We start from the raw sequence: 13411 nt of genomic DNA, 5'->3' as shown, positions 1-13411 counted from the left end.
AACTATGGACGCACTGATCGTAGAAGACGAAGACCTGTCTGTCAGAAGGTTAAGAAAGTTATTGAATGAAACTGCGCCCGACCTGCTCATCAGCGGCGTGACAGACAGCATTGAAGAAACCGTGGAGTGGCTTCAAAGCAACCAGAAGGCCGGAAATGCAGATCCGGACCTTATTTTCCTGGACATTGAATTGTCGGATGGACAGAGTTTCGAGATATTTAACCGCGTGCAGGTGACCAGCACCATCATCTTCACGACCTCTTATGATGAATATGCATTGCAGGCTTTTAAACTGAATAGCATTGATTATCTGCTGAAACCCGTGCACCGCGACGACTTGCAGCGAAGCTTGCAGAAATACGAAAATATGCGCGCCCTGCCTTCCGAAGACTCGCTGGAAGGAATAAAGAAACTGCTGGAAGGATTTCAAAAAACCACCAAAAAAGAATACCGGCAACGATTTTTGGTAAAACAAGGGCAAAAAATGCTATCAATTGAGGTGAATGAGATCGCGTATTTCTTCACAGAAGAGCGTTACAGCTTTTTTGTAACAGATAACAACCAGAAATTGCTCGTGGATTATACATTAGATGAGCTCGCAGATGTGCTCGATCCGGCTCGTTTTTTCCGCATTAACCGTGGCATGATGGTGACGCACAAAGCGGTCGACAAAATTGACCCATATTTCGGAAATCGTCTGGCTTTAAGTCTGCGGCCCTCGCATAATAAGGAAGCGCTGGTAAGCCGTGAAAAAGTGGGCGATTTTAAACATTGGATGGGAAAATAGGAATAAGAATTTTTAACGATAATTTGTTATATTTCCAGTAAACTCTTGTTTACGACCTATGACAAACCTTTCCCCCCGTTTTCGGCGAATTTCGCGCGTCCTTAAAAACACGGCCAAAATTCCCGCTTTTTTGCTCATCGCAGCATTTACCATTCAAGACAATCCGCCCAAACCGGATGAAAGCCGCTTTACGCCCATTGTCGTGGCCGAGAACCTGGACGAACCTATGGTTTTCGAAGTGCTTCCGGATGGTTCGGCTTACATTATTGAAAGGAAGGGCGCTTTGAAAAAATACAATGTGTCCACCAAGTCCACCGACCTGATCGCCATGATCCCGGTTAACACCAAATATGTTAGCGCGGAGGGCGTTTCCAGGGAAGCTGAGGAAGGATTAATGGGTTTCACCATGGACCCGAATTTTGAAAAAAACCATTGGATTTATCTCTATTACGCGCATCCTACGGAGAAGAAACACATTCTTTCACGCTACGAACTGCGTGAAGACAAACTCGTTGAAAGTTCTAAAAAGGACGTGATCGAGGTTGTTACGCAGCGTGAAGTTTGCTGCCACACGGGCGGCGGAATGACCTGGGACAAAGCCGGTAACCTGTATCTGACGGTTGGAAACAACACCGGAAACCAGAAAGCCGCACAGACCGACGAGCGCGAAGGACGCGCCAGCTGGGATGATCAGGGACATGCGGGTAACACGAATGATTTAAGAGGGAAAATTTTAAAGATCCATCCGGAACCGGACGGCTCCTACACCATTCCCGAAGGCAATCTTTACCCAAAAGGAACGGCTAAAACGCGTCCTGAAATTTACTCAATGGGTCATAGGAACCCATGGCGCATTTCGGTTGACAGCAAAACGGGCTTTTTATATTGGGGCGAAGTGGGGCCGGATGCCAGCGAAGATTCGGAGATCGGGCCGAGAGGTTATGATGAAATGAACCAGGCCAGGAAGCCGGGTAACTTCGGCTGGCCCTGGTTTGTAGGCGACGATCAGGCATTTCCGGTATATGATTATGCTGCTAATAAGCCATTGGCCAAAAAAGATCCAAAAAATCTGGTCAACAATTCGCCCAATAATACAGGCTTGAAAGAGCTTTTGCCAACGGCTCCGAGCTTCATTTACTATCCCTACGGCATTTCCGAAAAATTCCCTGCAGTGGGTTCCGGTTCAAGGAGCGCTACTGGCGGGCCAGTCTACCACCGCTCGGATTTCAAAGCGCCAAAAAGACCGTGGCCCGCTTACTATGAGAACAAATGGATCGCGGCGGACTTCTCCCGCGGCTGGATCATGGCCATTTCCATGAGCCCGAATGGTGATTATGAATCCATGGAGCGCGTGCTGCCTGCTTACCATCCCGTGCAGCCGATCGACATTAAGTTTGGCCCGAATGGCGACCTATATGTGCTGGAATATGGCAGTAACTGGTTCAGGAAGAGCGAAAATTCGAGATTAATACGCATCGAATACAATGGCGGCAACCGCAAACCGATCGTTCAGGTTTCTACGGATAAAAAAGGCGGCACAGTTCCGTTTCAGGCGAAGCTTTCCTCTGCCGGAACCAAAGATTTTGACGGGGATAAACTGAAATACAGCTGGAAGATCACAGGCAACGGCGGAGCTGCAAAAACATTCGCCACAGCTGAACCGATCGTAACATTTGATAAACCGGGCGTTTACACAGCGACTCTTACCGTGAGTGATGCCAAAGGCGCTTCCAATTCGCAATCGCTTAAAATTATCGCCGGTAATGAGCCGCCGAAGGTTTCGGTGAACGTGGAAGGAAATAAAACATTCTTTTTCGCCGGAAAACCCATTCCTTATTCTATTGATGTAACGGATAAAGAAGACGGAAGTTTGCTGGAAGGAAAAATCAAGCCCGAAGAAATTGCAGTGAGCATTGACTATGCTTCCGAAGGATTTGATTATGCCGAAGTCATTCAGAGTCAGCGCAGCGTGGATGCGAGCACGCAGTTTGCGGTAGCCCAGGTTTTAATCGGAAAAAGCGATTGTAAAGTCTGCCACCAGGTGGATGCCAAATCCGTAGGACCTTCATTTGCAGACATTTCCAACAAATACAAAGGAAAACCCGGGGTTAACGAAACACTGGTAGGAAAAATCCTGAAAGGCGGAGCCGGCGTTTGGGGAGAAGTTGCTATGCCCGCGCACCCTGCATTGCCCGTTGCGGATGCAGAAACGATTGTAAAATACATTCTGAGCAGCACGGATAAAACATTGAGCACATTGCCTGTTAAGGGTGAATTTACACCAAAAATTCCTGCTCAGGACAACGGAAAAGGATCAGTATTGATCAGGGCGGCATTTACCGACCGTTCTATGAGCGGCAACAAGGCTATCCCGGCCCAGACAACGGAAGAAATGATCGTCCTGAGAAGCCCGGAACTCAATGCTGCCGAAGCGCCTATTGTACAAGGTGCAGATATGAAAGCATTGGGAACAGCGGGATTAGGATTCAGTGTGGTGACTTTTGCAAACAGTTTTCTGGCTTTCAAAGAAACAGATCTCACTGATATTAAGGCACTTGAAATGAATGCCGCGGCTCAGAAACGCGAAGGCGCCATGGGTGGGAAGATCGAGATTCGCCTGGATTCACCCACCGGAACGCTCGTTGGTGAACAGAATGTGGATATCGCTCCGGAAGTGGATATGGCCAAACTGATGGCCGAACTGGAAAGCCAGAAAAAGCCTGGTGAGACCGTAAAACCGCCACGCCGCCCTACCCGCGCACCTGTTTTGGTGAACATTAAACCTACCACGGGCAAACATGACATTTATATATTGTTTAAAAATGAAACGGCGAAGCCCATCGAACCATTGATGACGCTTTCCAAGATCACTTTCAAGCAGTAAATCAGGTTTCGATAATAAAACGGTCGGCCAGGATGGCATTCATTCCTGGTTCGATCGTTTTTTCATGCGGAAGCGTATAGAATTCGCTCGTAATGCGTATTCCTTTTTCTGTTCTTTCGAGCGAGACTTTCAAAAATCCGTGCTTGTTATCACAGTAATTTTCGAGGGTCACATGATTAAAAGCGGCATTATTGGCGGTAAAACGGCTATCCGAAACGGACGCAACAGGATGAAGTTCATCATAACCGCCACCTCCGGCAACGATAAACGGAACGGTTTTACCATCAAAATATCGCTTTGAAAAGCGCTGGTAGTTGTGGACATGACCACTGAAAACAACATCCGGCCTCACGCCCGTTTGTTCAAAAACACCATCAAAAAACTGGATCATAGGCAGGCTCGATCCGTGGTTGATATCCGCAGAATATGGTGCGTGGTGAATGCAAAGAATGATGGCCTTTTCAGGACGCTCGGCATCGGCGCTTCTGAGCTCTTCCAATAACCACTTCCGCTGATCCGGCGTAACTACGCCGAACTTGGTTACATTGCCATACATGCCAATAATGCGCGCAACCGGCGTTATGAGCGACCAGAAAACATTGGGCTGCGTCATGCTTTTCCGTTCCGCACCACCGCTGAAACTGACGGTTTGAGACTGTTTATCACAAAATACGGCCTTGAACGGGTCCAGACTTTTGTAGGAAACGCGGCTGTCCGGATTTACGTCACTGTCGTGGTTTCCGGGGATCGCGAAAATCGGTCCGGGATATTTTTGGTAAGGATCAAAAAACTGCCTTTTATACTGACTTGCTTCTCCGAAATTATAGACAATGTCACCAAGATGATAGAGGAACATGGGTTCTTTGCCCGTGCCATCTGTCTGCTCATATTGTTTGATCATTTCAGCAACCACAAGCTTTTGAAAGTCCGGATTGCGAACGCTGCCCGTGTCACCCAGCACGTGAAATGCCAGCTTATTGCGGTCGTTCAAGGTTTGAACTGACTCTAAATCAAAGTGGTAAGGATATTTTCCTGTCGGCGCAGGCAGTGGTTGGAATTTGTAGGAGTCATCCGGCTGATGTTTCTTGATAACCGGTTTGTCGTATTTCTTACTAAGGAATGAATTCATTAAGGTGCGAGTAACTGAACATTCAAAATGTGCATCGCAACGAAGCAAATGCACATTTTTACAACGGGTTACCGCCACTTTTGGTTCTTATTATCCCAACCATTTACGCAACAAATACTTACAGTTTCATCGCCTTCAACCGCAGACTATTCCCCACCACCGACACGGAACTCAATGCCATCGCAGCACCAGCCAGCATAGGATCCAGCAGGAATCCGTTCACAGAATAAAGCACGCCCGCAGCGATTGGAATGCCGATCAGGTTATATATAAATGCCCAGAAAAGGTTCTGCCTGATCGTTTTGACTGTTCTTGCGGACAGGTTTAATGCTTTCGGGATCATATTCAGGTCGGAGGTGATCAGTGTCATTTTGGCGACATCCATCGCAATGTCCGAGCCTTTTCCCATCGCAATGCTCACATCTGCCTGCGCAAGCGCATGGCTATCATTGATCCCGTCACCAACCATCGCCACCACTTTGCCTTCCGCTTGCAATTGTTTTACAAAATCCGCTTTGTCCGAAGGCATCGCTTCTGCCTTATAATGTTGTAAACCAATCTGTTCAGCCACAGCAGCGGCGGTTTGCTTGTTATCTCCCGTGAGCATATACACCTCAATGCCCATTTTTTGCAAATTTTCAATGGCTAGCTTTGAAGTCGCCTTAACCTGATCGGCAATGGCAATGATCGCCAGTACATGGCTGTTATTTGCAAAATAAATGACTGTCTGCGCTTCGGCTTGCCACATTTCAGCCGTTGCTTTCAACTCCTGGCCCAAAACCGCGCCAGACTCTGAAATCAGGTTTTTGTTCCCGATAAAATAGGTAACACCCTCACTCACAGCCCGCACACCCTGGCCGGTAATGCTTTCAAAAGACACCAACGGCACTTTTTGAACATCACCCTTTTTTAAATACTGCACAACAGCATCGGCCAGCGGGTGTTCCGAGCGCGATTCCATGGCTAATAAAATTTGTTCGAAGAGCGCTTTTTCCCGGATTTGTTCGCCCCAGACCATTTGCGTTACTGCTGGTTTCCCTTCGGTAATGGTTCCGGTTTTATCCAGGATAATGGCATTCACTTTATGTGCAAGTTCCAGGCTTTCAGCGTCTTTGATCAAAATATTATTCTCTGCACCCTTCCCTACCCCAACCATGATCGCAGTAGGCGTGGCAAGACCGAGCGCACACGGACAAGCAATGACAAGAACGGTCACCGACGTTAGTAAGGCATGCGTAAATGCATTTTCTCCACCAAAAACCATCCAGCCAATGAATGTAAGAATCGCAATAGCGATCACAACGGGCACGAAAATTCCGGCGATTTTGTCTACCAGCTTCTGCACCGGCGCTTTACTTCCCTGCGCCTGCTGAACCATTTTAATGATCTGCGCCAGAATCGTATCGCCTCCGACTTTTTTGGCCTCAAACAGAAAACTCCCTTTTTGATTGATCGTCCCCGCAAACACCTTTTCCCCTACCCTTTTCTCCACGGCAACCGGCTCGCCGCTGATCATGCTTTCGTCCACAAAAGAACTTCCTTCCGTCGCAAGGCCGTCCACCGGGATCTTTTCACCAGGTTTGATTACAATGATATCACCCACTTTGACACTGGCAACAGGAATTTCCGTTTCCACTCCGCTACTGATAATGGTGACCGTTTTGGGCTGCAAACCCATGAGCTTTTTAAGCGCCGAAGTCGTGTTGGACTTCGCCTTTTCCTCCATCAGTTTGCCCAGCGAAATAAATGCGATCACAACGGCAGCCGCCTCAAAATACACATGCGCATGCAAGCCGCGTGCATGCCAGAACTCGGGATAAAATGTGTTAAATGCACTGAAAATGAATGCTATACCCGTGCTTAACGCAACAAGCGTATCCATATTCGCCCTCCCGTGCCGGGCTTGCTTATATGCATTAATAAAAAAGCTCCTACCCAAAATAAACACAACCGGCGCAGCCAATGCCATCATGATCCAGTTCCCATAAGGCAGCGCCCGGGCGGATCCTTCCATAAAAAACATTCCGATGATGACGATCGGCAGGGATAGCACAGAAGCCCAGATCGTCCTTATTTTCAGATCATTATAATGCGCGAGTTGCGCTTCCTGCTGCACTAGCTGCGGATCTTCAACATTCACAACCAGGTCATAACCGACCGCGCGCACCGCATTTTGAAGTTCGAGGGGAGTGACCGTATCCTCATATTCCGCCCAGGCGGTTTGCGTAGCATAATTTACGCCCGCATCATGCACACCTTTCACGGATTTGAGCATGCTCTCAACACTCACCGCACAGGCCGCACACGACATGCCCAGCACGGGAAAGGTTTCTTTTATATTGTTTTCAACTATCGTTGCCATCGCTGTTTTCATTTTTACAAATGTATCACAGCCCGCCCCGCAAAGTCTTACACAATTCAGTCGATGCTTTGTATAATTATTGCATCAAACCTCCTTAACCATCCGGTCAAAAACGGCGCGCTGTTCCATCATGCTTTTCACTTTGTCATCAGGATTCGTGTGACATTCCAGCAAAACCCAGCCTTTGTAGTTCATTTTTGCCAGGTTACTAAGCAGCTCTTTGTAAGGATAATCCGTACGGTCCAGTTCGCGGACGTGGATGGTGTCTCCAAACCATTTTTTTACGAGGTCGAAATTATGCTGAAAGCCGTCGCCTATGAGATCTTCTTTGTTGCAGTTCCAGCAGATCCTGGCATTCGGATGATTTGCTGCATCCATAATCTGCTTGATATTAGGCAGTTCCTGGGTTTTTTCGCCGTGTACTTCCAGCCTGATCTGCTGACCAAAATCCTTTGCGTAAGCAGCCAGTTCGCTTAATGCCGCACCGATTTGTGCCAGTGTTTTTTCAACTGGAACATCGCCATGAAGCGCATTGGGCTTCACCTTCACGCCCAAGCCACCGACATCAGCGCTTAACCTGATGAATTCCTTCGTGCGCTCTATGGAAGATTTTAGTTTGGCCGGGTCCGGGTAATCATATTGCTGGTTTGTACCGAGCCCGATCAGCTCCACAGGGCTGTCGGCGAACTTCTTTTTTACTTCAATGCGCTCAGCCTTAGTCAGATCGGGCATAACTTTGTGAGCGTGTTCGACGCGTAATTCCACGCCGCTTATTTTCGTATCCGAGCAGTTTTTGATCAATGTGTTAAGGTCCCAGTCTTTTCCCCACAGATAAGTAACAAATCCGAGTGTGAAGTTTGCCTTATTCCGGGACTCTGCCGCGCCCGCTTGCCCGTATACGACAGATGCGCCTGCCAGCAGGGATAACTCTTTCAGAAATGTCTTTCTGTCAATGTAATGCATGGGATCTGGGTTTTGGTTTGACAAAATGATAAAGCGCGCCGCGGCGAGGTTCTACCTCATAGTCTACTTTAAGGCGAATCTGCGAAGACATTGCCCAGGCGGCAAGCCTTTCGGACGAGCAGATTAGTAACGCCGACAGCATGGCTGCACTGCATTTGGTGGATCGGATTGGTGAAACGAGCGATGTTGCAGAGCTGGCGCTTTACCTGGCAGGAAGCAATTTTGTAACAGGCGAAACCATCAATCTGGATGGCGGCCATGTTGCAGGACATCATTTGGGTTAAGGAAATGTTCAAAAATAAGTGTGTGAAAAAATGGAAAATCAAACAAGGATTACAGCGCTTTTAGGGATTCAGTATCCGATTTTGCAAGGCCCGATGGGCGGGGGATTTTCAAATGCTGCGCTTCTGGCAGCAGTTTCCAATGCAGGCGGTCTGGGCAGTTATGGGGCTTATACGCTGACTCCGGAGCAAATTCTGGCGGCGGACCGGGAAGTCAAAACAAAAACAAGTAAGCCTTACAACATCAACCTCTGGGTTTCAGATGTTGATAAAAGCCTGGAAAGCTTCCCGCCTGAAAAGCTGGAAAAAGTGAAGCAGCTTTTCAAACCTTACTTTGATTCGCTGAGCATTCCGCTTCCTGATTTAGACACGAACATTCCTTCCAAATTCCTGAAACAGGTGGAAGCCGTTTTCGAAGCGCGGCCTGCGGTTTTCAGTTTCATTTTTGGAATTCCATCCAAAGACATACTGGATGAGGCACGCAGACTTGGCATCAAAACCGTAGGCTCCGCAACCACGCTGGACGAAGCCATTGCACTGGAACAAGCCGGCGTCGATGCCATTGTAGCATCGGGATTTGAAGCGGGCGGACACAGACCTTCATTCCTGAAACCAGCCCCTGATTCACTGACAGGCACATTTGCACTTGTTCAGCATTTAAAAGCCAGGATCAAAACACCCATTATAGCCGCAGGTGGCATCGCCGACGGTGCAGGCATCCGGGCCGCGTTAACCCTGGGTGCCGACGCCGCCCAGATCGGAACGGCATTTTTGGTGACCGATGAATCCAGCGCCACACCCGCGCACCGGTCCACGCTCCTGTCGGACGAGTCGCGGTATACTGTCCTCTCCAAATCACTCACGGGCCGGATGGGCCGGATGATCCGTAACCGTGTCACGGAAGAAGTGTCTTATGGAACCGAAGTGCTCCCGTTTCCCTTGCACTCGCGCTTCATGGGACCGTTGCGGGAAGCGGCGCTGGCGCAGGGACGGACTGAGCTGAGTATTTTCTGGTCCGGACAAAATGCGGTGAATTTAAAACCCGGAACGACGGCCGAGTTTATGCAATCGCTGATCGATGAAGCATTTACAGAATAACATTGTAATGAATCGAATAACGGGGCTTCGATTCAGGAAAATTTTGCGGAAAAATAGAATAATGGTTAGAAGTAATCTGGATTGATTTCCTAAATTTGACGGGTGCAGATTTGGCTGCATATTAGTCATGTTAAACAACTTAATCCTAATGCTATGTTGAAAGTAAAGTACTTCTTCCTTGCGATTTTCGCAATCAGTATGTTTGCAGTGCAGGCCCATGGCTTCTTAAAGGCCAACGACCTGGTCGGAAACTGGAAATATACCGTCTCCAATGTTCCCCCTGAGTACGAAACCGGCGTCATGACTTTTGAAGAGAAGGACGGTAAGCTAAGCGGCTCGCTGGGCTCAACCGAAAGAATGGAAATGAAAGAACTGGTGGTTGATCAGGGCAAAATAACTTTTAAACTTGATTTCCAGGGCGGTGTATTGAATGTTACCTTAATGCAGGAAGGTGAATCGCTTAAAGGAACGATCGTTTCACAAGATGGTGAGTTTCCGATTGCAGCTGTTAAGGAAGCTAAAAATTAATATTTAAATATTATTCCAACTTTAAACACCGGTCAGGGCATGTCTCTGGCCGGTGTTTTTGTTTGAAATAAACTACTTTATACTTAATTGATTTTGGTTGTAAGGGTAGAAATGTAGCATTTCGTCTGGAAATATTGATATAGCGAAGCGAAATGCCGAGCTCATGTGAAACATTTCCTAACCCAAACAAATGAGAAAAGGATATACATTATTCCTTCGACCTGTGATGACCGGAAGCATGCTGCTAGCGATGCTGCTGCCCCCCGCAATGGCCAACAATGTGCCAAAAAACCGGAAAGCCGGTTCCCATCACACCATCGACAAAGCAATTTCCGGAAGGATTTTGTCAAAAGAAGACAACACACCCATCCCGGGTGTGACCGTTGTGGTTAAAGGCACAACAAATGGCACCACAACCGACGTTGACGGCAAGTACCAGATCAATGTGCCCGAGAACAGCTCCGTACTCGTGTTTTCCGCCGTTGGTTATCTCACACAGGAAAAAGAAGTGGGAACAGCCAGCGTGGTAGACATTACCTTATCAACCGACCAGAAAACATTGGAAGAGGTGGTCGTGGTTGGGTACGGAACACAAAAGAAACGCGACCTCACCGGTGCCGTTTCGCAGATCAGCGCCACAAAGCTGGAAAACGAAAACCCGCAGTCTGTTCAAGACGTCTTAAGAGGAAATATTCCCGGTATGAACGTTGGCTTTTCTGCGTCCGCCAAAGGTGGTGGTAATGTGGGTGTGCGAGGCTCCAATTCCCTTACTGCGGGATCGTCACCGCTGGTCGTTCTGGACGGAGCCATTTATTATGGTGGTCTGGAAGACATTAACCCTAATGATATTGAGACAGTTGACGTTTTAAAGGACGCCAGCTCGGCTGCTGTTTTTGGTGCAAAAGCCGCAAGCGGGGTCATTTTGGTTACTACAAAAAAAGGAAAGGAGGGCAAAACGATCATCAATGTAAACACCAACATTGGTTTTGCCGAAGTAGCTCAAAATCAGGAAGTACTAAGCCCCGAAGGCTTTCTGACCTGGCGCGGAGAAGTAATGCGCAATATCAACGCAACGGCTCAACCCAGCCGTTTTACCAATCCAAATAACCTTCCCGCAGGCGTAACACTGGAGCAATGGCTTGGTACCGAGGGGCCGGCGGATGATCCTGAAAGAGTCTGGCTGACACGACTGGGGCTTCAATCGGTTGAGATAGAAAATTATAAAGCAGGCCGGAGCGTGGACTGGTATAGCAAAATTTACCAAAAGGCATTGCGCCAGGACCATACCATCAGTCTTTCAGGTAAAAATGACAGGGTATCTTACTATATGTCATTGGGTTACTTGAATAATGAAGGGATTGTTGTAGGGGATAAATACAGCACCGTGCGTGCGCGTCTGAACCTGGAAGGGAAAGTGAACAAATTTCTTACCGTTGGGATCAACACCCAATTTGCAGACCGCGACGAAAGCCAGGTTCCTGTTGATTACAACCTTGCCCCTAACCTCTCACCCTGGGGATCGGAATTCAATGCGGACGGAACTTATAAATGGAGACCCAATGAGGAGGCCAGCGGTGGAAACCACCCCTATTATGCACCCAGCTTCACCGATCGTGACAAAGGTTCTACAACCATTAACAATGTTATTTTTGCCAAAGTAGGCTTGCCCTTCGGCATTACATATCAGGCGAACTTTACGCCGAGATTTGAATTTTACCACCGTTATAACGCGGAATCATCGAAACATGCGGAATGGGCAGCAGAAGGCGGCCGCGCTTCACGCCGCAACACGAAAACCATTAACTGGCAGATCGATAACATCCTGAAATGGAACAAGACGATTGCGGAAAAGCATAACATCGATGTAACCCTGCTTGCGAATGCAGAACGTTTCAGAAGATGGGATGATAGTACGTCAAATAAGGGCTTCGCGCCAACGGACATCTTGGGTTACCACAACATTGGCGGTGGTAACGCCCCGATTATGTGGAGCAATGACGAAACCAGCACAGCGGATGCATTAATGGCCCGTTTGTTCTATTCTTTTAAAGACCGTTACATGGTGACGCTGTCGACAAGAAGGGACGGTTACTCGGCATTCGGACAAAAAAATCCGAGAGCACTTTTCTCCTCAGCAGCATTGGGTTGGGTGTTTACGGATGAGCCGTTCTTTAAAGTAAGCTGGCTGAACTATGGTAAGCTTCGCGTATCCTACGGTAGCAACGGAAACAGGGACATTGGCCGTTATGATGCATTATCCAACCTTGCAACAGGAAAATATCTGCACGTAAATTCAGGTGGAACGGTGGTTCAGGTAAGCCAGTTGTATGTAGACAGAATGCAAAACCCGAACCTGAAATGGGAACGCACCAACTCACTCAACTTAGGTCTGGACTTCTCGCTCTTCAACACGGTCATCGACGGTAGCCTGGAACTTTACAAATCTTCAACCAAAGATCTGCTTGTAAAAAGGGCGCTTCCGAATGTCCTGGGTTTTGATTTTGTGTTGGATAACTTGGGACAGGTAGACAATAAAGGTCTGGAACTGAGCCTGAACTCCAATAACATGAAGCGCGAAAACTTCTCATGGCGTTCTACATTGAACATTCAGATGAACCGGAACAAGATCGCGAAACTGTATGGAAATATGGTTGATGTGAAAGATGCCTCAGGAAATGTAACCGGACAAAAAGAAGCGGACGACATTACCAACAAATGGTTTATCGGCCACGCTGTGGATGAGCTCTGGAACTACAAAGTGCTCGGTGTATGGCAAACCGAAGAGGCGGATGCCGCGGCGAAGTATGGTGTTAAACCAGGCGATCACAAGATCCTGGATGTCAACAATGATGGGAAATATACCAATGATGATAAGGTTTTCCAGGGCTACAAATCGCCAAGGGCACGGATTACATTCCGTAACGAGTTTAAACTCTTTAAAAACTTCGATGCGTCGTTTATGATGTATTCGTATGTGGGACAAAAAGGCGAGTTCAACCAAATGAAAAACCGCCCCGGATTTCCTGACCGTTCAAGCTCGTATGTATTCCCTTACTGGACTGCTGAAAACCGCGATAACGAATGGGCACGTCTGTATTCGAGCGAAGGATCGGCCACTGGTTATGCCGTTTATCGCAGCAAATCATTCCTCCGTTTTGAAAGCCTGGCATTGGCCTATACCATTCCGCAAAAGATTGTTCAGAAGATCAACATTCAAAACCTGCGGATCTACGGAAACGTGCGCAACCTGGGTTACTTGTCGAGCTGGAGTTTCTGGGATCCTGAAAACGGAACGGACAATGACAAGAATACGAACCTGGATGTCTCCGTACCAAGTCCGCGCATTTTCACATTGGGTCTGGATATAACCCTGTAATAT

The 13411-nt window shown here is 47.9% G+C and carries 9 protein-coding genes; 6 read left to right on the top strand and 3 right to left on the bottom strand.

The features are described 5' to 3' along the window. The first annotated feature begins 4 nt into the window (after positions 1-4). Together L0659_RS14625 and L0659_RS14620 are read left to right on the top strand one after the other, a co-directional pair. Positions 5-787 carry a LytTR family DNA-binding domain-containing protein gene (locus tag L0659_RS14625; RefSeq protein ID WP_235126969.1) on the top strand — a complete coding sequence of 261 codons (783 nt, stop codon included), beginning with the start codon at positions 5-7 and terminating at the stop codon, positions 785-787. A 58-nt stretch (positions 788-845) separates the two neighbouring features. Beyond that, positions 846-3671 (top strand): PQQ-dependent sugar dehydrogenase, encoded by a 2826-nt coding sequence (locus L0659_RS14620; protein ID WP_235126967.1) that lies wholly within the window; start codon positions 846-848, stop codon positions 3669-3671. Position 3672: 1 nt separating this feature from the next. Here the strand turns inward: L0659_RS14620 and L0659_RS14615 are convergent, their stop codons facing one another. The 3 genes from L0659_RS14615 to L0659_RS14605 all read right to left on the bottom strand — a co-directional run bounded on the left by L0659_RS14615 (position 3673) and on the right by L0659_RS14605 (position 8125). Continuing rightward, the gene (locus L0659_RS14615; RefSeq protein ID WP_235126965.1) at positions 3673-4800 is read right to left on the bottom strand and encodes a metallophosphoesterase; all 1128 of its coding nucleotides are present in this window, start codon (positions 4798-4800) and stop codon (positions 3673-3675) included. 118 nt (positions 4801-4918) lie between these two features. Next, a complete protein-coding gene (locus tag L0659_RS14610) occupies positions 4919-7162 on the bottom strand; it encodes a heavy metal translocating P-type ATPase (RefSeq protein ID WP_235126964.1) in 2244 nt (747 codons plus the stop codon). 84 nt (positions 7163-7246) lie between these two features. Next, entirely contained in the window at positions 7247-8125 is an 879-nt protein-coding gene (locus tag L0659_RS14605; protein ID WP_235126963.1) for a sugar phosphate isomerase/epimerase, read from the bottom strand. A gap of 140 nt (positions 8126-8265) precedes the next feature. Here L0659_RS14605 and L0659_RS14600 point away from each other — a divergent pair, with 140 nt between their 5' ends. The 4 genes from L0659_RS14600 (at position 8266) to L0659_RS14585 (ending at position 13408) form a co-directional block, all read left to right on the top strand. After that, positions 8266-8409, top strand: a complete 144-nt coding sequence (locus L0659_RS14600; RefSeq protein ID WP_235126962.1) for a hypothetical protein — start codon at positions 8266-8268, stop codon at positions 8407-8409. Between the two features lie 30 nt (positions 8410-8439). After that, a complete protein-coding gene (locus L0659_RS14595; protein ID WP_235126961.1) occupies positions 8440-9504 on the top strand; it encodes a nitronate monooxygenase family protein in 1065 nt (354 codons plus the stop codon). Between the two features lie 153 nt (positions 9505-9657). Then, positions 9658-10032: a hypothetical protein gene (locus L0659_RS14590; protein ID WP_235126960.1), complete on the top strand. Its 375-nt coding sequence runs from the start codon at positions 9658-9660 to the stop codon at positions 10030-10032. A gap of 190 nt (positions 10033-10222) precedes the next feature. After that, positions 10223-13408, top strand: a complete 3186-nt coding sequence (locus L0659_RS14585) for a SusC/RagA family TonB-linked outer membrane protein (protein ID WP_235126959.1) — start codon at positions 10223-10225, stop codon at positions 13406-13408. Positions 13409-13411 lie beyond the last annotated feature (3 nt).

The organism is Dyadobacter sp. CY347, from assembly GCF_021502655.1.
In the GTDB taxonomy this organism is placed as follows: domain Bacteria; phylum Bacteroidota; class Bacteroidia; order Cytophagales; family Spirosomataceae; genus Dyadobacter.
This window is presented reverse-complemented; position numbering and strand designations above follow the sequence as displayed.